Raw genomic sequence first — 26,677 nt, forward strand, 5'->3', positions numbered from 1 at the left:
CAAATTGTTTTGCTGGCATCAATTTTGATGTCCAAAATTTTGTTCCGTTCACTAGCTAGGCTAGCTATTAAAAACTTTATTGATTACGTTTTGCTTGTTCAGTTTTCAAGGTTCATTTCGAAGTCGTTTTTCAGCGACTTCTTTATATTAACATCTCGTTCAAAACATGTCAACCACTTTTTGAAAAAGTTTTTTATGTTTTTCATCGAGTTATTCGTTATGTCTTAGCGACAATTAATATAATACAATACCAATGTGTTATTCGTCAACTACTTTTCTAAAAAAATATCGAGGTATTTTTTAGATACCTCGATTACAAGCATACTACAGTCATTGACCGATTTCTAGAGCATCTTTATTGACCTTATAATGGCGGTGAAAGATCATCTCGTTTTTCGCAGTAACTGGCTCTATATGAATATACCCCTTATCCACTAAGTATTCGACAAACACTTCTAAATCAACTGAGTAATTCATGAGTTCATGATGGTCATGTAGCTCTTGAATAGACCAGGTTTCCTTTGTTTGCATCACTTCTAATATATGTTGTGCTCCATCTCGTGTACGAGAATGGATTAAAAACTCACTTGCTAAAAATAAAAGTTCTAGGCGCTTTTCTATTGGCTCATTACTTGTCACTAGCTCTTCGTATAGCTTATAAATGGCTGGTTCAATTTTTTTCACTTGTCCCCATACAGTTACTTCAGGGTATAAACCACTATCAATAATCGATAAACGACCCAAATGGTGTAAAGAATCGACTACATGATTATATGCATCCAAATAACTGCCCTTATCAAAGTATTCTTTCCCCTCCAAATAACGACGGATTAACTTTGAGAATTGAATGCCCGTTTTAATCTTACGACCACTATACGGAAATTCCTGTAACTCTATTTTTAATTTATGCAGAAATTCATTTCGATCAAATAGTACTCTGCCAAAGAAAATCCAATCGACTACTTTCTTATTAGAACCGATTAGGAGCCATTTTCGTATTAATTTTTCCGTAACCGTATGTAGAGCGACTTTATTTCCTTCATATAAGTAATGTTTTGAAAAGACTGGCTGCTCTGCTTCTTTTACAATAATTAATAAAACAGTATCAAATGTATCTGTAACGTTACTTTGCTCCTCACGCTTTTCTACTAAAATAACGCCTAATGTATTTGACTGACTCGCACGTTCTTGGTATATAGGACGCAATACTTGCTCCATGTTCAGCCCCCCTTTATTCATATAGCTTCTCTTGTTCCGTTAAAAATTCGACATACTCTAAAAGTATTCCTTCTTTGATTTACCTCAAAGCTAAAATACTTTGCCCTTATATGTTATAGTAGATTTTAGATTGGGAGGCAAGATAAATGAAACCTTATAAAAGTAAAATTAATAAAATTCGTTCATTCGCTTTAGCACTAATCTTTATTGGTTTTATTGTAATGTACGGAGGTATATTCTTTAAAAATAGCCCAATATTAGTTTTAATTTTCATGACATTAGGTGTTTTATGTATTATTGGTAGTACAGTTGTCTATGCCTGGATAGGTTTATTATCAACACGGGCAATTCAAGTTGAGTGTCCAAATTGCCATAAGCATACAAAAGTTTTAGGTAGAGTTGATATGTGTATGTATTGTAATGAGCCATTAACGCTTGATCCTACTCTTGAAGGCAAAGAGTTCGACCAATCCTATAATCATAAAACGAAAAAATCCTAGCCCGTAAAAGAGCTAGGATTTTTATTGTACTTTAGCAGTAACACCTTTACATGATGGACATGTGCCGTATATCTCTAAACGATGCGAATGCACATCAAAGTCAGTTACCTGTGATGCAAAATGCTCTATTTCATCGAGACCAGGATAATGGAAATCGACGATCTTGCCACAGCATTCACAAATCATATGGTAATGATCATTTGTCACGAAATCAAAGCGACTTGAAGCATCTCCATAAGTAAGCTCTTTCACAAGACCAACCTCACGAAATACTCGCAGGTTATTATAGACCGTCGCTACACTCATATTAGGAAATTTCCCTTCAAGTGCTTTATAAATTTCATCGGCAGTAGGATGTGCCATAGATTGAATTAGATATTCCAAAATAGCATGACGCTGAGGAGTAATACGTACACCAGTTGTTTTTAACGTGTCCAGTGCATCCTGTAAATGCGTTGTAGACATCGTCATGCACCTCTTCCATAAGTATTATTAATTTATAATTGTTATAAATAGTGTATCCAATTAGCGCTACTTCGTCAACAATCACACATACTAATCCTCTAATTTCATCGTTTTTTTTCTTAATATCCTCTCGATAGCTCCATGACATTTTCTAAATCTCTGTCACCTCTTAGCCATTTTGTTAAGCTTGGCTTAAAAATTTCTAAGCTTCGTTCCACATAACGAGATGAATGGCTTGAGACATGTGGTGATACTATAACATTTGGCAATGCCCATAGTGGATTGTTTGATGACAGAGGTTCTTCTTCGAATACATCCAAAACGGCATATCCAATTTCCCCAGCCTCAATCGCCTGTATGAGTACCTTTTCATCAACCAAATTCCCTCTGCCAAAATTCATGAAAATCGCACTGCTCTTCATAGCAATAAAATGTTCTTCATTTAATAAATGCGTTGTTTCTTGTGTTTTTGGCAGGACAGAAATGACAATATCCGCACTCGGCAAAGTTTCTTTTAATTGCCCAAAGCTAATCATCTTATCCATGTTTGACGCTTCATTTCCAGAACGATTGCAGCCAATAGTCTTGACACCAAAAGCTTGTAATAAGCGACCCACTTCCGAGCCAATAGCCCCTGGACCTAAAATAAGCGCTGTACTATCTCGCAATTCAGTTTGTTTGGCTTTTTTGGACCATTCACTTATCTTTTGTTGCTCATACATCCAAGGTAAAGCGCGTTTAATGGCTAAAATATGGGCTAGCATTGATTCTGCCATAGGTGTTTTATGAATACCTCTTACATTAGAAACTAAAATACCCCGTTCCATAATAGCTTGGGAAGGCATTTTTTCAATACCTGCTGATGCAACAAAAATCCATTTTAACTTCGTCGCCTGTTGAATGCTCTCTGTTGATAAATCCTCCCCATATGTAACTAATACATCCGCTTTTTGAAGCTCTTCATTTGTTATTCCGCTTTCAAATATAAAATCGACTTGTGGGAACTCTGCTAATAATGGTTCACGTAAATCTGGTCTTGGTTCAAAAGTAAAATAGATTCTCATGTTGTCGCCTCCTGTTCTGCTAAATAGGCATAAACTTCTTCAATATGATTTTTCACACGTACTTTACGCCAAGCTTTCATTAACTTACCCTCCGAATCAATTAAAAATGTTGAACGCTCAATACCCATAAATTCACGTCCATACATTTTCTTTAAGACCCATACACCGTATGCCTCCGCTACAGCATGATCTTCATCTACTAATAAAGAAAAAGGCAAGCCATGCTTATCAATAAATTTTGTATGTTTGTTTGCATCATCTGGACTAACGCCCAGAACAACAGCGTTTAAATAACTAAAGTCCTCAAACTTATCTCGAAAATCACATGCTTCCGTTGTGCAACCCGGTGTCATATCTTTTGGGTAAAAGTATAAAATAACATTCTGTCCTTTAAAATCAGTTAGCTGTACGCTCTCTCCCTTTTCATTTATAAGAGAAAAATCGGGCACCTTCTGTCCTTCTTGTAAAGTCATAACTATCTCCTCCCTTGTACGTTCTATTTTACTCCAAGTAACAAATCAAGTCATATTCCTTAATTTCTTTGGATTTCTTACACTGATAGGTCTACAATAGATTACGTATAAAAAGTTAGGAGGCAATACTATGAATCACGCAAAATCTGAAGCAGTACACGCAGAGGCGTTACAACATATCGTTGGTGGTGTAAATAGCCCTTCTCGTTCATATAAAGCAGTAGGCGGTGGTTCTCCTGTGGCAATGGTTCGAGGAAAAGGGGCTTATTTTTGGGATGTAGATGGCAATCGTTATATTGATTATCTTGCAGCATATGGTCCTATCGTTACAGGTCATGGACACCCTCACATTGCTAAGGCCATTACACATGCCGCTGAAAATGGCACATTGTTTGGAACGCCGACTGAATACGAGGTTACTTTTGCAAAAATGCTAAAAGAAGCCATTCCGTCTATGGATAAAGTACGCTTTAACAACTCTGGTACAGAAGCTGTTATGACAACTATTCGTGTTGCACGTGCCTATACAGGACGTACAAAAATAATGAAATTTGCCGGATGCTACCATGGTCACTTCGATTTAGTATTAGTAGCTGCTGGTTCAGGTCCTGCTACATTAGGAACACCAGACTCAGCAGGTGTAACGACTTCTACAGCTGAAGAAGTTATTACGGTGCCTTTCAATAACCCTGAAGCTTTTACAGAAGCAATGAATAAATGGGGCGATGAAATTGCAGCTATTTTAATTGAACCAATCGTAGGAAACTTCGGTATTGTTGAACCGAATCCTGGCTTCCTTGAATTAGTACACGCTACAGCCGAAGAAAAAGGAGCCTTAACAATTTACGATGAAGTTATCACGGCTTTCCGCTTCCACTACGGCGGTGCCCAAAACTTACTTGGTCTAACACCTGACCTAACAGCACTTGGTAAAGTTATTGGAGGCGGTTTACCAATTGGTGCATATGGTGGTCGTAAAGAAATTATGGATACAGTCGCACCACTAGGCCCAGCTTACCAAGCCGGAACGATGGCCGGAAATCCAGCATCTATGCAAGCAGGTATTGCATGCTTAGAAGTCCTGCAAACACCAGGCATTTACGATGAAATGGATCGGTTAGGTGGGATTTTAGAAGAAGGAATTTTAGCTGCAGCTAAAGAGCATGGAGTGACAATCACGTTAAATCGTCTTAAAGGCGCGCTGACAATTTACTTTACAGATGTGAAAGTAGAAAACTATGAGCAAGCCGAAAACTCTAACGGTGAAATTTTTGGCCGCTTCTTTAAACTAATGCTTGAGCAAGGCGTTAATCTAGCTCCTTCTAAATATGAAGCATGGTTCTTAACTACAGAACATACAGAAGCAGATATTCTTGAAACGATTAAAGCTGTGAATTACGCATTTTCACAATTATAATAATGAACATACGAAGGCGACTTTCTATCATAAGTCGCCTTTTTCTTATTCCTGCATACAAATCTATGTATTTTATGAGCACTTCCTTCTATAATGTAAAGAAGCTAAAAAATATTAGACAGAAAGGACATCTTTATGAAATTAGGTGCCCGCGTATTTAAAACTGGTGTCGCTATCGTATTTGCCCTGTTTATTGCAGAGCTATTAAAACTACCTTCACCTGTTTTTGCTGGAATTGCAGCTATTTTTGCGATTCAGCCTTCTATTTATCGCTCTTATCAAACCATTGTAGAGCAAGTTCAAGCAAATATTATAGGTGCAACCATTGCCGTCTTTTTCGGCTTGCTTTTTGGCCATCATGTGGTTGCCATTGGCATAGCCGTCATCATAGCTATTGGTTTAATGTTGAAATTTAAACTAGAAAAATCTCTTTCGTTAGCGCTGGTGTCAGTTGTGGCCATTATGGAGTTCCAAGGAGAAGACTTTTTAACATTTGGTTTAATACGCTTTGTTACTATATTAGTTGGCGTGTTAGCAGCATTTGTCGTTAATCTTGTTTTCTTACCACCGAAATATGAGATCAAACTATTCCGCAAAATTTATATTTTGCAGGATGATATTATTCGTTGGACACGACTTGCGGTACGCCAGGCTTCTGAGCATACATCCACAAAGGGTGCATTAAGTAAATTTAAAAGCCGTATGTTACGAGTGGATACGCTGTATGATTTATACAAAGAGGAGCGTAATTACTTCAAAAATAAAAAGTATGTAAAAGCACGTAAATTGGTCGTCTATCGTCAAATGATTTTAACTTCCAAAAAAAGTTTAGAATTGTTACAACGATTGCATAATCACGAAAACGAATTAGCTAAGCTACCTACCCAATTTCACTTAATGATTCAAGAACGGCTTGATTCCTTATTAACGTATCACGAACAATTGCTCTTAAAATATACAGGGAAATTAAAGCCTGAGCATTCTGAGTGGAGTAAAAGCATCGACTATGTTCAACGCAATGAACTAATGGAAATTTTCATCAAGCAAGTAAACTTTGCTCGCGAAGAAGGCGATACGGAATTTTCTAGCTATCACTTACTCTATATTTTATCGAGAATTTTAGATTACGAGGAAAATTTAGAGCATTTAGATACACTGATCGTTTCATACCAAAGCTACCACGGCCATGAAATTAATGTAGAATTTGAAGAAGAATTTATCTAGCAACCACGTAAGCGACAGATTAATGCACAGTGAATCTGTCGCTTTTTACTACACGAAAAAACCTCTAAGTAAAATTCTACTTAGAGGTAAAATTAAAAACGTAACGCAAGCAATTGCTCCTCTGCTTGCTTACGTTTACCTGTCTGCTCATTCCGTAAATGCTGATAGTTAGCAATACCCGTAACAATGGTATCCCACATTTCTTCTAGCGTCTGTGTTGTATCCGCTTGCTGAGCAAGAGCTGTGCTTAGGTGAACCGCTTCATTGCTAACTTCTCCAAATTGCTTCACTCGATTTTCAAAGGCTGATGCTGATTGATTTTGTAATTGTTGACGTCTTTCATTCACAGCATTCATCAGCCCCATTTTAAAAACAGGAATGGTTTTAACAAATGCGCCATTAATCTGTTCCATCAACTCACTATTTCCATGTCGTAGCATCTCAATTTGTGGAGCTGTTAAAATGGCAACCATTCGTGATTTTTCTAATTCATCTATTTTTTGTTGAAGTATTTCAGCAATTGCCTGTAAACGATTAAGCTCCATTTTGGCTACCTGATTACCTGCCTCACCCTGTTTCTCATACATAGGAATTAATGTGGTTTGCACCTCATGTAATTTCATATCAGCTGCTACGATATATTTTTCTAAATCAAGGTAAAACATCAAATCTTCCTTGTATAATCGAGCAAGTAATCGATTATCCTTCGCTAATTCCTCTTCCATCAGTACAAATTGGTAATGAATTTTCTCAATATCTCTACCGAGCACATTGTATTTCGTATATACATCATCTTCACCTTTGGATTTACGTGTAAATAGTTTCTTGAAGAAACCCTTTTGCTCAGTAAAATCTTTTTTATCAAAGGTCAGCATTATGGCCTCGAGCTGTTTAAATAATGTATTGGATTCAAAAGTAGCCGATTGGGTCACTATATCTAAAATTTGATTTGCAAATTTTGCTAATTTGGTAGCTGGTTCTTTTCCCAACTCCATTAGCTCTAGCTGATTTTTTATATCAATCTGATGAGCAATTTGTTGGACCTCTACATGCTCTCGTAATTGTTGTTTGACGGCATCTGCTGTTTCTTGTGTCAGCTGCTCAAGCATCATTGGGATGTTTGACATGGTCGCCGCCTCCTTCCTATCATCAGAAAAAGCGATTAAAGAGCTTTTTAATAATTTTATCCGGTGCCGTTTTTTGTTGCTGTGGCTCTTCATAGGGCAAATCAAATAACATATGCTCTAAACGATGTACATCATAAGTGTCCTCTTGCAGGTGCTTTTCTAAATCTAATTGACCTGTTGGATTATAAAAAACGATATCCATACCGAACCGATTTAAAAACGCTAGTAAGGCAATATCTTCACGCGATAAGGCAGGTTGCTGTGGCGCTTGATACAAAACAATCTTCGGTATATCTTGTGAATAGTCGAAGCTTTGCAATAATCTTAGGATCTCTTGAGGAATCATTGTTAACTGCTTAAATAAAAATAACTGTAAATCATATAAAGTCTCATTTGGCTGTTGTTTTAACATTGGTTGCTCACAAGATATTTTGATCGTATGGGCAATGGCTTGCTGTAGCTCCAACGATAATTCACCATACTGCCACCAATCACTTTGTATAATACGTTCTACTGAAAGTTCGCCATTTACTAAGCAATGTTTATAATGAAAATGAAAGTTGGCCTTGCTCGTTTTTGTAAAAGGGAATTCCTGCACGAAGATAGTTTGTGGGTTTATTAATAACTGATGCATTAAGTGCCAATATTCCTCACGCTGGCTTGAGACTCCACTGATTTTAGCAAAGATGACAGGGATCACTACTTCATTTCCATTGATATCAAATTGCGGTCGTACTAATGCTTTTTCCTTCGCATAAATAAAAATATCATCATATGTCATACGCAAAGTTAATGAGCGTGGCATAAAGTCTTTAAATTGCCACGGTCTATAGACTCCTGATTGCTGGTCATGCATTAATTGTTCAAAGTGCTGACTAGAACGATACCCTACAGTTGCCTGACGATCACGAGGCTTGTCAGGAAATGGCTGTAATGTTGTTTGGCTCGTATAGGAATAGCTGACGGAAAACGCATCAGTAGGATCTAACTCAGCAAACTCATCGACTTTTGCTGGATGAAATATTAATACGTCACAGCCCAGTTCCATTAGCAGTAAAAGAAAATATCGCTGACTAACAGTGGCTTCTCCATACCAAACAACTTTAGGAAAATCATCAGTAGGCTTCAGAGCTTTAGCCCATTGAATCCAATGGTTTTTTAACCACTTCACCAGATCAATTAAAAAACGGCGAAATTCATTGGAAAGTAAGCCTAGCGATTGTTGATGTTGAAATAATTCTATAACCTTAATAGTCGTTAGCTGTAAATGTCGATTCATAATGCTGTCATCATGTTTGGGAATCAGTTGATACCCATACATCATCGCAACTAAACGATTAATAGTAAGCCCTTTAGGTGTTTGCTGATGCTGCGATAAAATATGTTGTATAGCTTGAAAGTCTTTCTGTTCAATATGCTTATTTAATTCTTCACTTAAAATATGAATATTTTGGTTTTGAGATAAAGTATATAATGAATTAAAATACTCATCTTCCTCAATTGGTACTCCTAAAACACGTAGAGCAATACGGCTAAAACTTATTTGTTGCGGTGTTTCCTCATAAAATGCACGATTCTTTGGTGAATCTTGAAACGCCTGTAGCCAATCATCTGGATTACGCTCGACTATTGATTTAATTGTGATTGTTTGCATACAAACGCCACCTCCTAAAAAAATCATCCTCAGTATATCCTTAAGCTAAATTCAACGGGTATATAAATGAAATTAATATTATTTTCCTTATTATTGTTGAAAAGGTATACCCAAATAAATCCAACCTAGCATCCCCAAAATGCAAAATGGTAAAATATGAATTCCACTTTCATGGAGTTTATTCCACCCTTACTAAGTAAAACTCCAGTAAAAAAACTAAAATGATTGCCGTCATCATAACTTGATTTTATGCTAACAAATGTGGATGTACTTTATGAAAAATTTCGTTTGTCATCCAATAATTCTATCCTATGATAGCGAAAAATCTTGTTGTGTTGCATACTGTAAAACAGTCTGAAGCAAATGTTTGGTAAATGCTTCCCCCTCATACGGCGAGTATGTTGTATTAAGTAGTATTTTCGGCTGTTTATCCTTTAAATCACCGTGGTTTGGTGTAAAAGCTACATCAGCCATCATCAGCATTCCATAATCCATCATAGAATCGCCTGCTGCTATATGCACATCGTATGTACAAAACTCCATCATATATTCTATTGCAGCTTCCTTGGTCAAAACCTTTGGCATGAAATATAATTTTTTTCCTTGTAGAAGAACGCACCAACCATGGGCATCGAATTCTTGAACAATGGCATGTAAATCATCCTGCTGTAATACATCCAAATTTACATGATGGACATAAAAAAGATCGTCTATATAGAAGGAACGTTGTAGCCATGTATCCGATTTGATGGTTTGAAATAGTTGTGACATATCCTCTTGCGGAATTGAAGAATCTTCAATACGTCTAGCTAATGTTTTCGTCCATTTGTCGTATGGCTGACCCTTCTCTAATATTGTACCCCCATTACTCGTAATTGCAAAAGCAGGGTTCAAGTCATTTATAAAATGAATTCTTTTATATTGATGTAACGCTCTAGTTGTAACAGGGACAAATTGTGTTTGCTGATGCACTTGTTGCAATAAAATAGCCGTTTCTTTTGTCATCATGCTCATCGTTTCATTAGCCTTCTGTTCAACGACCACTTTATCTGAAATAGGCGGAAACATTTCCATCATACGTTTAGAATAAATCAGTGTTCTATCTAAATCTGATGTGAATAATATCATTTTGAGCTCCTCTACAATTCTTTTATTAAGCCGCAACATGCGTAGGACATATGCGAATATTCTTCTATTACTACATTTTTTTCATGAGCTAATAATAAAATATGCTCTAGCTCATCTGTATACTGTGGATTAATTAAGATTTTCCAAGGTATTCGTCGCAATAAAACCCTTGTCGTTTCTCCAACACCTGGTTTAATAAGGTTAATGTTATCCATGGCAAAATCCAATTGAATATTTTGGACCGATTTCATACCTGCCCAAGTAATAAGAGAAGTGGCTTCATCCTGAAGTTGACTGATAATCTCACTCTGTACTTGTTTGAAGCATGCGACTATACGATCTATGTACAAGTTCGAGACATCTATATCTTCTAATTCTTTGTAGTATTTTGCTCCATGGAAGTCGTGCTCATCCATAAACTGCAAATTTAAAACGGTTCTACTCACCAAGCCAGAGACAGTTGAATTTAAACAGGCCGATGGAATTAAAAAATCTTCCCGAGTTCCATAAATCCTCGCACAATGCCCTGGATCTGCTAATACAGCTAAATCAGCTTTTAATTGTGCTTGATATTGTCCATTAAATTTTTGGCAAGATTGGATCAATTCTTTGGTTATAGCACCCTTCCCCGTCCAACCATCAATAAATTGAAGACAGCCTTGTGGATGTTGTGACAAAATGTAACGTATCGCCACCTCATCAAATCCACGACCACGCAAAATTGAAATCGAATAATGTGGCACATCCACCTTGTAGTTCATCGATATGTAACGTTTGATTAAAATGCCGATTGGCGTACCTGCTCTAGCTAAACTAACAAGTATTAAATTGTCTAACCCTCTATTTTTGATGATTCGTTCTGCTACTATCCCAACGGCTATCGCTATTCTATCCGCGGAAGCATCCAAAGTTTTATAAAATAGATTCATATATGTTTTAGATGGTTGATATTCCCTTGGTAACATTTCAGAATAATGCGTACCTGCTTGAATAAGCTGCTCCCGTTTTTCATTACCCATCTCTAGAAAAACATTTCCAATATCACGCAATAAAAAAATAACGTCCTCTCGTGCATAGCTACCCATTCTATCTGGCTGTAAAGTCGATTTCATCGTGCTCCCTCCAACTCATGCATACAAATAACATATACCTTTGCTTCACTAATTGACTGCAGAGCTGCCACCATCCTAGCTACTACCTCGTTACTTGCTATACGTTCCACTAGTAGAAAAAGTTCCGTATACGGTTGGCTTTGGACATTATATAAATAATTTTCAACCCCATTATTCTCGGGACTCTCAAATACTATTTTCTCTGTAATCGTATAATTTAAATCGTCTGTACAATAGATCGGACTGCGAGTTGTTGATTGAAAATAAACATCATTCCCTAAATAAGAGGCAATTTGCATAGGCACATACATAAACTCACCAGTCCCAATCACAAGAGCTGGTCCGTCCGTTCGTAGCTCCATTAATTGCTTGGCGATAGCCTGTAACATGTGCTTTTGTTCAAAATGCTGTTTAGATGTTAGCATAAATCTCCCTGTTGCTTTAAGATACGGTCGACTGTTCATTTTGCCATTCTCTGCAATTGAATGATAGAAAAGAGGATCAGTGGAGTCTTTGATGGGCAATAGGTTGATGTCTTTTGTAGCAATAGTCGTAATGCTCGGCTGTATACTTGTTAAACTAGGTACTCCTGTACAATTGAATGACCCACACATAATGGAGATGAATTCAATAGAAATTCCCCATTGCTCTTCTAATTGCTGAAAGACTATTCGCTGCTGGTCTGATCGCCAATCTAAAATCGATAGGACTGCGTACTGTTTAACATCAGGAAACTTCTTTTTTAATGTTTCAATTATGTTGATGACCGTATTCCCAGTAGTAATTTCATCATCTATTAACACGATGCGCTTAGCTTGCTGTAAAACATCAGGTTCCTCTGTATAAATTCTATGGCTTGTCGCATGGGAATGTTCTTCTTCGAATGTGACAAATGGTTCAATATGAGGAATGACTTCACGAGTGGTATGGATATACATAGCATTTGATTGAAATGCATTAAATACAGCATGTCCAAGTGCAGTGGCTGTCTCCGCGAACCCAATAAACAATGTCTCTTGTGCTAACTCTACGCTTCCTTTCACAGAATTTTGTAGTTCCTCTATATTTATTCCTTCTTTTAAAGCTTGAACAACAGACGATATTGTATTGACTTTTTGACTACTGCCTTGCTTGTCGTACATCATAGCTAATAGAGCTCCAGTTAACAAAGGAATTTGCGGACGAACAGCCAAATGCTTGCCAAGCACAGTACTTACAAATAAAAATTGTCTCTTCTTATTTATACGAGCTGCCATTTGAAATAAATCTGTTAGCGCAAAATTGTGTGGGTTATGGGTGATTTCAATGTCGATTGAATAATTTGGTAAAATAGTAAGTTTACTCATTTGTTGTTGCATACATATGACCACCTAGTTCAGAATTTAATAATAGTGAGGCGAAATCCACAGATTCATGATAAACGCCATAGACATGTGCCTGTTTTAAAATACGTTGTGCCCATCGCATATGTGGTTTGATTTCATTCATTTTATTAGCATAATGACTTTTCATCACACCTTTACTACCATCATTATGTTCAACAATACTAAGTGCATCTAAATACTCTTCATACGAAATAGCGTATAGTGCATGCACAACACGGATATGACTTGGATGAATAACCGTTTTACCGACAATTCCATTTTGTTTATCCATTAAAACTTCCTTCATTAGTCCATCTAAGCAATCGTCTAATAATGCTTTCCTCGTTTCAAGCGCACCTTTTTCACTAAATGGTGTCATGCGTAATGCTGGTTTTAACACACGCTGATTACTAAAATACTCCCACACTGGCCCAGATATCACAAAGCCGTCTTCCTCACGTCCTAAAATGTTCACTATATCAGCTATACAATCCCTTATTACGCTAATATCATATATGGTCGAGTCCATACGGCGGCGAATTCCATAAATTCCACAAAAATCAGTTGCACCAATTCGTATATTCAACACCCTTGATTTGTGCTGCAGTAAAACCGATTTAATGGCTACTAATGCCTCCATCCGAGATTCTTTATATAGAACCTCTCGACTTTCTAAAATCGGCATCCCATATAAAGTAAGATTATTTTCTTGAATTGTTTGCTCAAGAAGCTCAAAATAACGTGCTCCCTGTGTCGCTGTGAATTTTGGAAAGACATAACCAGTTAAAATTTCCTGCTTCTCTTTTAATCTAGAAGTTAAATAACTAAATTGTTCAACATGACGCACCCGAATAAAAAGTAAGGGGATATCTTGGAGCTGCAATTGTTTTTGTTGATAGAGTTTGTATAATTCGCTAATGTCCTCTATCAATTTTGCCTCACAATCACCTAATTCTGAATCCCCTACTGCATCCTCTAAATCAATGACAAGTGACGTAAGTTCTTTATATTTTTGTGATTGGATCAAACCTACAATTTTAGGCATGGAAGCGGGCATATACAAAGTAGCACCTAATGCATAGGATAAAATATCTGACGTTGCCCATTTCGTAAAAGGCTGCGGCTTCTTATAAAAAATCGTCTCTGCTTCTGTTGCAAAGTGTTGCATCTAATCCACTCCCCAATAATTATGCCTTTTGTGAAAAAAGCACTGTATCAGCCTGTTCCATACAGACCAATACAGTGCCATGTTACACTGCTGTTTTCTTATTCATCTTTGTACAACAAATGTCAATAAGAACGCAGCAATTAGAATAATGAAAAATACTTCATGTGGTGGATGGAATCCAAAAATACTCCCAAACATTTTCAGTACAATAAGCGGATTTAAAATATTTGCAGTCGTTTCAAACTCTGACACTCGCTCCATTAAGGACGCATCATAAATATTCCTAAAATTCCGTCTACTAATAGAACCTATACTTTAATGTGCATATGTACTTAATCATTTATTAAGTACATCATACAAGATTCTCATCATGTACCTGCATCTACTAGTTACTGTAGGCCATATGCGCTGATTAATGCTGCTAGGCCGCCTTGATAGCCTGAGCCTATTGCAGCAAACTTCCAATCGCCATTATGACGGTACAGCTCACAAAATACTACAGCTGTTTCAATACTAAAATCTTCGCCTAAATCATAACGCAATACCTCTGCTCCTGACTCTTCATTTGTCAAACGAACATAAGCATTTAGGACTTGTCCAAAGTTTTGATGACGTCCCTCTGCATCATAAATAGTGACCGTTACAACAATTTTGTCAATTTGAGGAGATACTTGCTTTAAGTTGACGAGGATTTTTTCATCATCCCCATCCCCTTCGCCTGTGCGGTTATCCCCTGCATGAACAACAGATTGATCTGGACTCGCTAAATTATTGTAAAAGATAAAGTCTTGTTCGTTACGACACTTGCCCGATGAATCTAGTAGAAATACAGATGCATCAAGGTCAAAATCTTGCCCACCATCAAATTGTTTTACATCCCAGCCTAAGCCGATGCCGATGGTGTTTAAACTAGGGTCTTGCTTCGTTAAATCAATTCGCTGCCCTTTACTTAATTGAATAGCCATTCAAAAATCTCCCTTTCTTTCCAAAGATGAAATTTTAGTTTACGTTCAAGCCGTAGTCATTACATAAAGCAGCTAAGCCACCCTGATAGCCAGCACCAACTGCGTTAAATTTCCATTCTCCGTTATGACGATATAATTCACCAACTACAATCGCTGTTTCAATACTGAAGTCCTCACCTAAATCATAGCGAATTAGTTCTTGGTTGGATGCAGCATTTACAATGCGAATATATGCATTCGATACCATGCCGAAGTTTTGATTGCGTGACTCTGCATCATGAATAGTTACAGTGAATGCTAGTCGTTGAACATGTGCAGGAACTTGAGTTAATGCGACTTTTACCACCTCATCGTCACCTTCACCAACACCTGTTAAATTGTCACCAGAATGTTCAACTGATCCGTTACCACCTGTTGTATTGTTGTAGAAAATGAAGTCATTTTGATCTGCTACTTTTCCTGTATCAGCAAGTAAAAATACAGATGAATCTAAATCGAAATCATTCCCACCATCATATTTATTTGTATCCCAACCTAAACCAACAATTACATTTGTTAATCCCGGATTTGTTTTCGTTAAATCTACTTTTTGACCTTTTTGTAGTGAAATGCCCATACTTTTTATTCCTCCTAAATAGTCGTTTATTTTATTGATATCTTCGAACAACGTCGCCAAGTTTGAGATCGTTCGTTCCTGAACCAACTGCTGCGAATTTCCATTCAGTTTGATGACGGTAAATTTCACCACAGATTAACGTCGTTAAATTCGAATAATCATCACTTAAATTATAGCGAATTAGTTCGCTTCCTGTCCTGTCATCATACACACGAATATATGCATTTCGAATCATACCGAAGTGTTGGTTTCTACCTGCCGCATCATAGATGTTTACGACAAACACTAGCTTATTAAATTGTGTTGGAACAGACGAAAGCTCAATTGTGATGACTTCATCATCCCCATCGCCATCTCCCGTTAAATTATCGCCAGAATGTCGAACAGAACCACAGCTACTTGTTAATTTCCCAAAATAAATGACATCGTCCCCAGCTAAAACTTTATCATCTTGCAGCATTAATACGGAGGCGTCACAGTCAACGCTTCTACCACTGCCACTATTTCTACTAGAAAATAAACCGCCAAGGAAGCCACCACTTTTTTCTTGGCCGACAGGGTCCCACCCTAACCCTACTTTAATCTTATTTAATCCTGCGTTCCCTTTTGTTAAATCAACACGTTGCCCTTTTTGTAAATTAATCGCCAATTTGAACACCCTCCTAAAAATATGTATTTCAATTGAAAGACTATATGTAAAGTCATAATCTACCCATTTAGATTGCCTTTTTCAACAATACTTTAAGTCTAAAATAACGTGACAAAAAATTCAATAAATGGCTCCGAAAGGTTCATCTTTTTTTATTTTATTTTGTAGGAATATTTCTATAAAGGACGCTTCAACTGTAAAAGAGTTCCTTTTCAAAACAGCCGAAAAAAAAACCTTCTAGCTTGTAGAAGGCTAATGAAATCTAATCACTAATTTTTCATTTTAGGATCTAGTGCATCACGTAAACCATCACCCATTAAATTAAAGCCAAGAACCGTTAACATAATCGCTATACCTGGGAAAATCATTGTCCATGGTGCATTTAATAAAAACTTCCTTGCATCCGCAAGCATTTTTCCCCATTCTGGTGCTGGGGCTTGCGCGCCTAGACCAAGGAAACCTAATGCCGCCGCTTCAATAATGGCTGTTGCAATAGCAAGCGTCCCCTGTACAATAATCGGAGTGATTGAATTCGGCAAAATATGAGAAAACAGAATTCGTGAATCACGCATGCCAATTGCCTTTGCTGCTACAATATATTCCTCTTCTTTGACACTTAATACTTTAGAGCGGATTAAGCGTCCAAAGTTCGGTACATTAATAATGGCAATAGCAATTAATGCATTTTGTAAAGAAGGACCTAGCACTGATACTACTGCAATCGCTAGTAGCATACTCGGGAAAGCTAGCATAATATCGAAAATACGTGAAATAATCGTATCAATCCATTTCCCATAATAACCTGCAATGATACCAAGTAAACTACCAATTATAACGGATAGAATAACGGAGAAAAAGCCTACCCAAAGCGAAATTCTTGCGCCATGAATGATTCTCGAAAAGATATCCCGTCCAAAATCATCCGTTCCAAACCAATGATTACTGGATGGTGCCAGTAAACGCTTTGTTAAATCTTGTTCATTGATGCCCTGTGGTGCAATGAACGGACCAATGACAGCCAGTAAAACGAAAAATATAACAATTCCTGCGCCTACTAGTGACACTTTGCTCTTTTTAAAGCTACGCCAGCCTTCGAGCCAAGGACCTACTGCCCTTTCTGGAATGGGTGCTGCTTCTTTCTTTATATCGATTGCTCCAGTCATCATTGCAACTCCCTTCTATTTGTATTTAATACGCGGATCGACGACTGTATACAGTAAATCCACGATTAAGTTAATCATGATGAAAATAAATGCAACGATTAAAATTCCTGATTGAATAACAGGATAATCCCTGAAGCCAATCGCATCATAAATATAACGACCAATTCCTGGCCAACTAAAAATCGTCTCTGTTAAAATAGCGCCACCTAGCAGTAATCCTGTTTGTAGACCAATTACTGTTAACACAGGAATAACCGCATTCTTCAAGGCATGCTTATAAACAACAATAAACATTTTTTGGCCTTTTGCTCTTGCAGTGCGGACATAATCTGAACGCATAACTTCCAGCATAGAAGACCTTGTAATTCTGGCAATGATAGCCATCGGAATCGTTGCAAGTGCGACACCTGGTAATATGAGTCGCTTTAGGACTTCGACGAATTGATCAAAGCGACCTTGTATGAGCGTATCCAATAAATAAAAATGGGTTATGGCGGTTATAGGATTTCGCACATCTTCTCGACCAGAGGTAGGCAACCATCCAAGCTTGCTACTAAATGTCCATTGCTCCATCAAACCCAGCCAGAACACCGGAACAGAAACACCGATTAATGCGACAATCATCGCTGTATAATCAAACCACGAATTTTGGAACCACGCAGAAATAATACCAGCATTTACACCGATAACAATTGCAATAATCATCGCAAAAAAGGCTAGCTCAGCTGTTGCTGCTAAGTATGGAAAAATTTCATCTGATACAGGTAATTTTGTACGTAAGGAAACCCCTAAATCTCCCTGAAAAATGCCTGCCAAATAACTAAAATATTGTGTATACCAAGGTTTATCTAATCCTAAACTTGCGTTTAATGCCTCGACCGCCTCTTTTGTCGCCTGTTGTCCCAGTATAACTTGAGCGGGATTACCAGGTATTGCTCGTATTAACATAAAGACAATAAAAGTCATTCCAAGCAAAACTGGGATTAGTTGAAGTAACCGTCTCCCCATATAGTGAAGCATGTTCATCACCTCTCTATGATTTTCATAATCTACTTTGAAGTCTTTATATTCTGTTGAAAGGTTGAGCCTTCACCAAACGGTTTTGAATGTTTAGATGAGTGATCTTTCATACAGGAGAAAATAATTTGGTTTTCTTTTACTAGAAAAGAATCTGCTAGAATTCCACGGCTTACCCGCAGAAAAGCAAGCAGATTCTCTTATTCTCTTATTCAATTAAACATAAAATTACTATTGAATATCTACCGCATCTAAACGGTCAGAGCCAGTAGGATGCGCAATATAATTTGTAACCTTCTTGTTGGCAGCTAAAATTGGTGTAGAGTGAGCAAGTGGAACCCATGGAGCATCCTCAGAAATAATCACCTGAGCTTGCTTATAAAGTTCATTACGCTTGTCCTCATCGATTTCAGTTTGAGCAGCTGTTAATAACTTGTGTAATTCTGGATTGTCATAGAATGTATAGTTATTAGAATGGATATTATCGCCATCTAGTAATGAATATAAGAAGTTATCCGCATCCCCATTATCACCGGTCCAGCCAAGTAAGAATGCATCGGCTTCACCCTTTTCAGCTTTATCTAAATAAGTAGCCCATTCGTAGGAAACAATTTTAGATTTAATACCCACATCCTCTAAGTTCTTTTGAATCGCTTCAGCCACCTTTTGACCGTCTGGCATGTATGGACGTGGTACCGGCATTGCCCATAATTCTATTTCCTTACCATCATAGCCTGCTTCAGCAAGTAATGCTTTTGCTTTTTCAGGATCATACGTATAGCCCGCAACTTCATCGTTATAGCCAGAAATTACTGGTGGCATTGGATTTTTCGCAGGTTCAGCTAGTCCTTCATAAAATGCATCCACTAATGCTTGCTTATCAATAGCATAGTTAACTGCCTGACGCACTTTTACATTATCAAATGGAGGGCGTGTTACTGTTAAACCTAAATAACCAACATTCATAGATGGACGTTCAATTAGTTGTAAATTGGCATCCCCCTCAATTGTCCCTTTATCGGATGGACTTAAGCCATCAGCTACATCGATATTACCTGCTAATAAATCATTTAAACGAGCGGAGTTATCTGGAATAGAGCGATAAATCACTTTATCCAATTTAGGATAGCCATCAATATAGTAATCAGGGTTTTTCTCAATTGTTATTGAATCATTACGTACCCAGCTGACAAATTTGAATGGACCAGTTCCTACAGGATTTGCTGACAATCCCTCTTCATCTTCCTCAAATGCTGTTGGCGAAGCGATTGCAAATGGAGACATTGCTAAATTTTTCAAGAATGGTGCTTGTGGTTGGCTTAATTTAAGGACAAGCGTGTAGTCACCCTCAGCAGTAGCTGAATCTATAATTTGCTTGTCACCAACGACAAATTGAGTTTTAAAATATGGATATTTATCATTGCTTGATTTCCAACGTTCAATATTCTTAACAACAGCCTCAGCATTGAAATCTGTGCCGTCATGGAATTTCACACCTTCTTGTAGCTGGAATGTATATGTTAATCCATCCTCTGTTGCCTCCCATGATTTTGCTAGACCTGGTTGAATCGTTACATCTTGTTCACCAAAGTTTACTAATGTTTCATAAATATTAGCTGTCACCGTAAAGGATTCACCATCTGTGACAACAGCAGGGTCAAGTGCTACAGAATCTCCTCCACGACCATACACTAAAATTTTTGGATCACCACTGCTAGCTGTATCGCCACCAGTTGAAGTATCTTTACTACCCGTATCCTTTGTATCAGAGCCGCCACAAGCTGCTAAGATCGTCGAGAGAATAAGGAGCAGCATTACACCTAAAGTCCAGAGCTTCTTTTTCTTCATTCAATTTCCCCCTATGTGGTTTTTATATCATTTAATGTTGGAGTGCCTCATATAGATGGCAAGCAACATAATGACCTGGTTTCACTTCTTGCATGCTAGGTACTACCTGTGAGCATTGTTCCATTTTAAAAGGACATCGCGTATGGAATGTACAGCCACTCGGCGGATTGGATGCACTCGGAATATCCCCAGTTATAATGATTTGTTCACGTTCAAACGTTGGATCTGGCACTGGGACCGAAGATAAGAGTGCTTGTGTATATGGATGAAGCGGTTCAGCATATAAGTCCTCACTCGCTGTCAACTCTACTAATTTACCTAAATACATGACGCCTACACGATTGCTAATATGGCGCACAACCCCTAAATCATGAGAAATAAAAATATAGGTTAGCTTTAAATCCTTTTGCAGCTTTTGCAATAAGTTTAATACTTGTGCCTGTATGGACACATCCAATGCCGATACAGGCTCGTCCGCAATGAGCAAACGGGGATTGGTCATTAACGCACGCGCGATGCCAATTCGTTGCCTCTGCCCACCACTAAACTGGTGTGGATAGCGTTTGATATGATATTCATTTAATCCAACAATCTCAAGTAGCTCCAAAACCTTTTGCTTTCGCTCCTTGGCATTACCTATCCCATGAACAATAAGAGGCTCCTCCAATATTTTGCCGATGTTATGGCGAGGATTTAATGAGGCATAGGGATCCTGAAAAATCATTTGAATATCTCTACGTGCCTTCCTCATTTCATTGTTGGATAATTCAGAAATCATTTTACCTGCGAATTCAATGTTTCCTTCAGTAGGCTCTAGTAACCGCATTAGTAAACGACCTGTTGTCGATTTACCACAGCCTGACTCACCAACAATCCCTAATGTTTCTCCTTCAAAGACTTCAAAGGAAACATCATCTACTGCCTTTACATCCCCTGTTTGTGTATTTAGCACTCCTTTGCGGATCGGGAAATATTTCTTTAAGCCATCAACTTTTAATAACACTTTCGACACGTTGCTCCACCTCCTGATTCTCTAGTAAAAAACATCTCGATTTATGCTGCTCTGCTGCCTCAAATAAAGGTGGTGTTTCCTGTAAACAACGTTCCATTGCGTATTCACAGCGTGCTGCAAAACGACACCCTACTTGAATACTTCCTGGTTTTGGTACACTTCCGGGGATCGAATATAAATGATCCTTTTTAAAACGCATATCAGGCACTGATTGAATAAGACCTTGTGTATAGGGATGCTTCGGATTAGAGAATATTTCTTGAATTGGTGCTTCTTCTACAATTTGTCCAGCATACATGACAATCACACGCTCACATGTTTCTGCTACAACGCCTAGATCATGTGTAATTAACAGGACTGCTGTATTCAATCGTTTATTTAAGTCCTTCATTAGCTGTAAAATTTGAGCTTGAATCGTAACGTCCAAAGCAGTTGTCGGTTCGTCCGCAATTAAAACCTGTGGATCACAGACAAGTGCCATAGCAATCATAACCCGTTGTCGCATACCACCCGACAGCTGATGCGGATAATCCTTTAGCAATTCTTCTGGACGTGGTAAACCTACAAGTTTCATAATTTCAACAGCTCTGGCAAACGCTTTCTTTTTCGACCATTTTGGATTATGTATTAAAATGGCCTCCTTTAATTGATCACCAATTGTAAACAACGGATTTAGTGAAGTCATAGGCTCCTGAAAAATCATAGCTATATCTTTTCCACGTATTTTCTGCATTTGTTTTTCTGTACAATTCACCAGATTTTTACCCTCTAGCAATATTTCACCACCTGTTATTTTGCCTGGGGGTGATGGAATTAATCCCATGATGGACAATGACGTAACACTTTTACCACTTCCCGATTCGCCGACAATCCCTAATATTTCTCCTTCTTGGACAGAAAAATCGATATCATCTACAGCAGGAATTTGTCCATTATCTGTGAAAAAGGTTGTTTTTAAACCTTTTATTTCTAGTAGCTTTTTCCTCATGCGCAACGTCCCACCCTACCTAATATTTTACTTAATTGTATAAATTTTATTAACAGAATACTATAACTTTTGTTAAATTCCCTATTTTCAGATAATTCTAACTAAAAATCATCACTCTTTCAATCATTAATATTCTGCAATTTACGCAGTTTTTCTGCATCTTTCGCCTTCAGTATTAATTACATCTTATAAAGTAATATTTTCATATAGATTTTCAAAAAAAAATAGCCTTCCATTTAAAAATAAATGAAAGACTTTTTTTGAAAAAAATTTCACAATTGATGATTTCTGTATAATTTCACTATTATTACTCCAAATGTTGCACTTGGAATAAATCATAATATGTCCCTTGCTTTGTCATTAATTGCTCATGAGTACCGCTTTCGATTAATAGACCATGGTCTATTACCAAAATCTTGTCAGCATGAGTGATGGTTGAAAGACGATGCGCAATAATTATGGTTGTTCGCTCATGAGCTAGCTCCTCTAATGATTCCTGAATCAATGCTTCACTCTCTAAATCGAGCGCTGAAGTTGCTTCGTCAAGAATTAAAATCGGAGGATTTTTTAAAAATACGCGAGCGATGGCAACTCGTTGTTTTTGCCCACCTGATAGTTTTACTCCTCGTTCACCTACTTTAGTGTCATAACCATTTGGCAGAGTCATAATAAAATCATGGGCATTCGCCGCTTTGGCAGCCTCTATCACTTGCTCATCTGTAGCATCTGGTTTTCCCATTAAAATATTTTCTTTAACAGAGTCACTGAAAAGTATATTATCTTGGAGGACAATCCCTATTTGAGAACGTAGTGAATGCAATGTAACATCTCGTACATCCTGTCCATCAATCGTTACGACACCATCGGTTGCATCATAGAAACGAGGAATTAAGCTAATAATCGTGGATTTACCGCCTCCACTCATTCCAACGAAGGCGACAGTCTCACCAGGATTTATAGTGAAATTAATGTTATTTAAAATAGATACGCCTTCTTTTTCATATTGGAAAGATACATTGTCAAAACGAACTTCTCCCGTGGCGGATCGTAAATCACGCGCATCAACTTTATTTTTCACTTCATATGGTTCATCCATTAAATCAAACATTCGATCCATGGATGCAATGGATTGTGTCAGCGTTGTTGAAGAACTAACAAGGCGGCGAAGTGGGCCATACAATCGTTCGATATACGCGATAAAGGCAACCATTGTTCCAACAGATAAAGTACCATTTATGACTTCATAACCTGCATAAGCAATAACTAGTAAAGGCGCTACATCTGTAATAGTATTTACCACAGCAAAGGATTTAGCATTCCACTTTGTTTGGTCAAGGGCCTTCTCTAAAAACTCCCCATTTGCTTCATCAAATAATTTTTGTTCATGCTTTTCTAGCGTAAAGCTTTTTATAATACTCATACCAGCTACTCGTTCATGTAAATAGCTTTGTACACCTGCAAGTGCTTGAGAACGTTTACGTGTTAAGTCCCGCAGTTTTCCAAAAAAGTACTTCACACTCAGTGCATAAAACGGGAACGCTAATAAGGCCACTAATGTGAGCTTAATATCCATTGTGAGCATAATAATTACTGCAATCACAATGGTTGCAAGGTCTAGCCACACATTCATTAAACCCGTCATCACAAAGTTCTTCGTTTGCTCAACATCATTGATGACCCTAGAAATAACATCACCAGCACGTGTATTGGCATAATATTTTAAACTTAATCGTTGTAAATGTGCGTAGATTTCTTTCCGAATATCAAACAGCACCTTATTACTAACATGTTGTGCAAAATATTGACGATAGTACTCAATTGGTGGACGAATAATAAAGAACACAATAATCGTTCCGCCGAGCCAATATAACAGCTCTTTTGTTTTTTCTCCATCTGTTAAGTCGTCCGCAGCAATAATATCATCCAACACAATTTTAATGAGTAATGGAATAAATAATGGAATAGCAAATTTAACTATACCAATAACAATCGTTAGAACGATTTCCCAAGAATAAGGTTTTACAAAGCGCATATATCGCTTTATGCTTCCCAAATTTTCATCACATCCTTACAAAAAGAAACAGGCATCCATTGATGAATGCCCTATGTATTATAGCAATATTTTGATTAAAATACAGTTATGATGACTTTACCGCTAACTATTTTGTATGTGCCTTCCCTAACAGTGTGGAAGATGCTCATTAAGAGTGGCTAAAAGAGGCAATATAAAACACCTATTAGTTAACTAATAGGTGTCACTAACAATCATCTGACTGCATATCAAGCTGGAACTTGTAACGATTTGTCCAAACATTGATGAAATCGGGTGCAAATGGTCCTTTTTTTTGTTGAATCCAGCTTATTAGCTTATCGACATTGCGCTTTAAAATTTTATCAATCACATCAGGATAAGACATTTCCTTACGATGAAGCTCATATTCATCCTCGTCTAAAAGCGTATAAGACATGTCAGGAAAAACTTTAATATCTAAATCATAGTCGATATATTTAATGGCATTATTATCGAACACAAATGGTGAGCTTAGATTGCAATAATAATACACGCCGTCTTCACGTAGCATACAGATGATGTTAAACCAGTGTTCCGCATGGAAATAGCAAATAGAAGGCTCCCTCGTTAGCCATGTACGACCATCGGATTCTGTCACAAGTGTCCGTTCATTCGCACCGATCACAATATTTTTTGTTCCTTTTAAAACCATCGTTTCTTGCCAAACACGGTGGATGCGGCCATTGTGTTTATAACTATGTATTTGTATCGTTTCTCCTTCTACTGGTAATGCCATTTTGAAGCCCACCTTTTCGTCTATGCTACCTTAATCTAGCAGTCTCTAGTATATTATAGCAATGTGTACGCGAAAGGTGTAGTTAGAAAACCACAAATTTCACTACGCTATTTTGAATTTGTATAAAATTTCGTTAACTTTAAGCGAAATTTAATAGTAGTTCTACCATTTTGGTATTTATTGGTTTTTTAAATAAATATAGAAAGGAGCTGTCTTTTTCATCTTTTCGGATTTTTAGACAGCCCCTTAGAGGTAAATGCAATTATGCAATTACAAAGTGTTACTCACCTAAATCTTGGTTAGTTTTAGAGAAACGACCTGAAGCTGGAGCTTTCTTTTGCTCTGCTTTAGCATTTTGCTTTTGCACTTCATTTACGTCCGTTTCATAACCAAATTCTTCACTTTGACGTTGCATGTTTTTATTCGGTTGGAAATTTTGGTTGTTTTGCTTTTTCATTATTCATTCACCTCCACGCTAATTATTGTGTACCGAGGTGATGAATTTTATGCTCACTAATTTATTGTTTAAAGTAGGATTTATTTTCCTGTTTATTGTTTTACCTCTTCCCAAATTTTTAACATAGGAACAGGCATCGGCAATTGTTCTATTTGTTCTTGAGTGAACCAATCGCCTATCGATGTGGATTCACACTTCATAAAATAGCTATTTATATGCCATGTTAAATGTGAAAACACGTGCTTAAACGTAAGCAGTTCATGCTTAGCTTGTACACTGATGGAACATTCCTTTAAGAAGCTTTCCACTGATACCTGACTAGTATCAATCATTGGGAATTGCCAAAGGTTAGCTAATAACCCTTCTTCAGGACGTTGCTCCATTAAAAAACGTCCTTGTTCATCTTGACAGACAAGAATATCATAACTCAAATTCTTCATCTTTATTTTTTTCGATTTAACAGGCAGTTTTTCCGGTTCACCTTCATTAAACGCTGTACAATACTCTCGCACAGGGCATAGTAAACATTTCGGTGACGTAGGTGTACAAATAAGTGCCCCTAGCTCCATTAAGCCCTGGTTAAAGGAAGACGCATTAGTAGGATCTATAAGCTCCTCAACTGCAGCTTCAAAAATTTTTTTGGTTTTTGGTATGGCTATGTCTTCACTTATATTCAGCACTCTGCTTAATACTCGCATAACATTGCCATCTACTGCATGTTCGGGCTTGTTATAGGCAATACTTAAAATAGCACCCGCGGTATAAGGACCAATACCTTTTAATTTTGATATTTCGTGGCGATTATCGGGGACCACGCCTCCGTAATTTTCTAATACCTCACGTGCACCTGCCTGTAAATTACGCGCTCGTGAATAATAGCCAAGTCCTTCCCAATGCTTTAATAAATAATCTTGCGGAGCTTCTGCAAGTAAATCTAATGTTGGAAAACTTTCCATAAAACGATTGTAATAAGGAATAACTGTGTCGACACGTGTCTGCTGTAGCATCACTTCAGAAACCCAAATTTTATAGGGGTCCGTAGTATGTCTCCACGGTAAGTCGCGTTTCTCAGCGTTAAACCATTCGACTAAAGAATGTCGAAATTCTGTTACATATGGGTAATTCACAGTGACCTCCAAAGTTTTTACGATTTAATTTATGTTAAAAAGGGTATACAATTAAAGAAGAATGAACATTCGTCCATAACTGACAATATTCGTCATTATCGAATGTCACCAGAC

The 26,677-nt window shown here is 37.4% G+C and carries 26 protein-coding genes; 3 read left to right on the forward strand and 23 right to left on the reverse strand.

What is annotated here, in order from left to right; genetic code table 11:
- Positions 1–330: 330 nt before the first annotated feature.
- The gene (locus B3D94_RS11320; RefSeq protein ID WP_025115858.1) at positions 331–1,218 is read right to left on the reverse strand and encodes a nucleotidyltransferase-like protein; all 888 of its coding nucleotides are present in this window, start codon (positions 1,216–1,218) and stop codon (positions 331–333) included.
- A 146-nt stretch (positions 1,219–1,364) separates the two neighbouring features.
- Between B3D94_RS11320 and B3D94_RS11325 the strand changes: the two genes are divergently transcribed.
- The gene (locus tag B3D94_RS11325; protein ID WP_008173457.1) at positions 1,365–1,718 is read left to right on the forward strand and encodes a YgzB family protein; all 354 of its coding nucleotides are present in this window, start codon (positions 1,365–1,367) and stop codon (positions 1,716–1,718) included.
- A gap of 21 nt (positions 1,719–1,739) precedes the next feature.
- On the opposite strand, the gene perR is transcribed toward B3D94_RS11325, so the two are convergent.
- The 3 genes from perR to bcp form a co-directional block, all read right to left on the reverse strand.
- A complete protein-coding gene (gene perR / locus B3D94_RS11330) occupies positions 1,740–2,183 on the reverse strand; it encodes a peroxide-responsive transcriptional repressor PerR (protein WP_031416903.1) in 444 nt (147 codons plus the stop codon).
- Between the two features lie 119 nt (positions 2,184–2,302).
- Positions 2,303–3,247, reverse strand: a complete 945-nt coding sequence (locus B3D94_RS11335; protein WP_291757321.1) for a D-2-hydroxyacid dehydrogenase — start codon at positions 3,245–3,247, stop codon at positions 2,303–2,305.
- On the reverse strand, positions 3,244–3,720 hold the full coding sequence (bcp, locus tag B3D94_RS11340) for a thioredoxin-dependent thiol peroxidase (protein ID WP_291757322.1): 477 nt from the start codon (positions 3,718–3,720) through the stop codon (positions 3,244–3,246). The genes B3D94_RS11335 and bcp overlap by 4 nt, the downstream gene beginning before the upstream one ends.
- Before the next feature lie 130 nt (positions 3,721–3,850).
- Here bcp and B3D94_RS11345 point away from each other — a divergent pair, with 130 nt between their 5' ends.
- On the forward strand, positions 3,851–5,137 hold the full coding sequence (locus B3D94_RS11345; RefSeq protein WP_069482654.1) for a glutamate-1-semialdehyde 2,1-aminomutase: 1,287 nt from the start codon (positions 3,851–3,853) through the stop codon (positions 5,135–5,137).
- Positions 5,138–5,272: 135 nt separating this feature from the next.
- Entirely contained in the window at positions 5,273–6,361 is a 1,089-nt protein-coding gene (locus B3D94_RS11350; protein ID WP_008173466.1) for an FUSC family protein, read from the forward strand.
- A 92-nt stretch (positions 6,362–6,453) separates the two neighbouring features.
- On the opposite strand, the gene B3D94_RS11355 is transcribed toward B3D94_RS11350, so the two are convergent.
- The 19 genes from B3D94_RS11355 to mutY all read right to left on the reverse strand — a co-directional run bounded on the left by B3D94_RS11355 (position 6,454) and on the right by mutY (position 26,563).
- Positions 6,454–7,488 carry a toxic anion resistance protein gene (locus B3D94_RS11355; protein ID WP_291757323.1) on the reverse strand — a complete coding sequence of 345 codons (1,035 nt, stop codon included), beginning with the start codon at positions 7,486–7,488 and terminating at the stop codon, positions 6,454–6,456.
- A gap of 22 nt (positions 7,489–7,510) precedes the next feature.
- Entirely contained in the window at positions 7,511–9,142 is a 1,632-nt protein-coding gene (locus B3D94_RS11360; protein WP_291757324.1) for a YceG family protein, read from the reverse strand.
- Between the two features lie 309 nt (positions 9,143–9,451).
- The gene (locus tag B3D94_RS11365) at positions 9,452–10,270 is read right to left on the reverse strand and encodes an HAD family hydrolase (protein ID WP_291757325.1); all 819 of its coding nucleotides are present in this window, start codon (positions 10,268–10,270) and stop codon (positions 9,452–9,454) included.
- An 11-nt stretch (positions 10,271–10,281) separates the two neighbouring features.
- Positions 10,282–11,382, reverse strand: a complete 1,101-nt coding sequence (locus B3D94_RS11370; RefSeq protein ID WP_291757326.1) for a cysteine protease StiP family protein — start codon at positions 11,380–11,382, stop codon at positions 10,282–10,284.
- Entirely contained in the window at positions 11,379–12,740 is a 1,362-nt protein-coding gene (locus B3D94_RS11375) for a phosphoribosyltransferase family protein (protein WP_291757327.1), read from the reverse strand. Before B3D94_RS11375 ends, B3D94_RS11370 begins: the two co-directional genes overlap by 4 nt.
- A complete protein-coding gene (locus B3D94_RS11380; RefSeq protein ID WP_291757328.1) occupies positions 12,721–13,914 on the reverse strand; it encodes an HpcH/HpaI aldolase/citrate lyase family protein in 1,194 nt (397 codons plus the stop codon). Before B3D94_RS11380 ends, B3D94_RS11375 begins: the two co-directional genes overlap by 20 nt.
- Positions 13,915–14,016: 102 nt before the next feature.
- Positions 14,017–14,175: a hypothetical protein gene (locus B3D94_RS11385; RefSeq protein WP_291757329.1), complete on the reverse strand. Its 159-nt coding sequence runs from the start codon at positions 14,173–14,175 to the stop codon at positions 14,017–14,019.
- A 128-nt stretch (positions 14,176–14,303) separates the two neighbouring features.
- Positions 14,304–14,879: a TerD family protein gene (locus B3D94_RS11390; RefSeq protein WP_291757330.1), complete on the reverse strand. Its 576-nt coding sequence runs from the start codon at positions 14,877–14,879 to the stop codon at positions 14,304–14,306.
- A gap of 34 nt (positions 14,880–14,913) precedes the next feature.
- Entirely contained in the window at positions 14,914–15,495 is a 582-nt protein-coding gene (locus B3D94_RS11395) for a TerD family protein (RefSeq protein WP_069482662.1), read from the reverse strand.
- A gap of 31 nt (positions 15,496–15,526) precedes the next feature.
- Positions 15,527–16,144, reverse strand: a complete 618-nt coding sequence (locus B3D94_RS11400) for a TerD family protein (RefSeq protein ID WP_008173487.1) — start codon at positions 16,142–16,144, stop codon at positions 15,527–15,529.
- Positions 16,145–16,413: 269 nt separating this feature from the next.
- The gene (gene nikC / locus B3D94_RS11405) at positions 16,414–17,310 is read right to left on the reverse strand and encodes a nickel transporter permease (RefSeq protein WP_069482663.1); all 897 of its coding nucleotides are present in this window, start codon (positions 17,308–17,310) and stop codon (positions 16,414–16,416) included.
- A gap of 12 nt (positions 17,311–17,322) precedes the next feature.
- Positions 17,323–18,327, reverse strand: coding sequence for an ABC transporter permease (locus B3D94_RS11410; protein WP_036165370.1), 1,005 nt, complete (start codon positions 18,325–18,327; stop codon positions 17,323–17,325).
- A 228-nt stretch (positions 18,328–18,555) separates the two neighbouring features.
- Positions 18,556–20,172, reverse strand: a complete 1,617-nt coding sequence (locus tag B3D94_RS11415) for an ABC transporter substrate-binding protein (protein ID WP_069482665.1) — start codon at positions 20,170–20,172, stop codon at positions 18,556–18,558.
- Between the two features lie 31 nt (positions 20,173–20,203).
- On the reverse strand, positions 20,204–21,184 hold the full coding sequence (locus tag B3D94_RS11420; protein WP_069482666.1) for an ABC transporter ATP-binding protein: 981 nt from the start codon (positions 21,182–21,184) through the stop codon (positions 20,204–20,206).
- Positions 21,159–22,172: an ABC transporter ATP-binding protein gene (locus tag B3D94_RS11425; protein WP_291757331.1), complete on the reverse strand. Its 1,014-nt coding sequence runs from the start codon at positions 22,170–22,172 to the stop codon at positions 21,159–21,161. Before B3D94_RS11425 ends, B3D94_RS11420 begins: the two co-directional genes overlap by 26 nt.
- Positions 22,173–22,479: 307 nt before the next feature.
- Positions 22,480–24,204 (reverse strand): ABC transporter ATP-binding protein, encoded by a 1,725-nt coding sequence (locus tag B3D94_RS11430; RefSeq protein WP_372429744.1) that lies wholly within the window; start codon positions 24,202–24,204, stop codon positions 22,480–22,482.
- A gap of 226 nt (positions 24,205–24,430) precedes the next feature.
- Complete coding sequence (gene ntdP / locus B3D94_RS11435) at positions 24,431–24,979, reverse strand: nucleoside tri-diphosphate phosphatase (protein ID WP_036120520.1); 549 nt, start codon at positions 24,977–24,979, stop codon at positions 24,431–24,433.
- A gap of 280 nt (positions 24,980–25,259) precedes the next feature.
- The gene (locus B3D94_RS11440) at positions 25,260–25,436 is read right to left on the reverse strand and encodes a gamma-type small acid-soluble spore protein (RefSeq protein WP_008173504.1); all 177 of its coding nucleotides are present in this window, start codon (positions 25,434–25,436) and stop codon (positions 25,260–25,262) included.
- Between the two features lie 92 nt (positions 25,437–25,528).
- A complete protein-coding gene (gene mutY / locus B3D94_RS11445; protein ID WP_069482669.1) occupies positions 25,529–26,563 on the reverse strand; it encodes an A/G-specific adenine glycosylase in 1,035 nt (344 codons plus the stop codon).
- Positions 26,564–26,677 lie beyond the last annotated feature (114 nt).

It is taken from the genome of Lysinibacillus sp. UBA5990, from assembly GCF_002429815.1.
Classification (GTDB): Bacteria; Bacillota; Bacilli; order Bacillales_A; family Planococcaceae; genus Lysinibacillus; species Lysinibacillus fusiformis.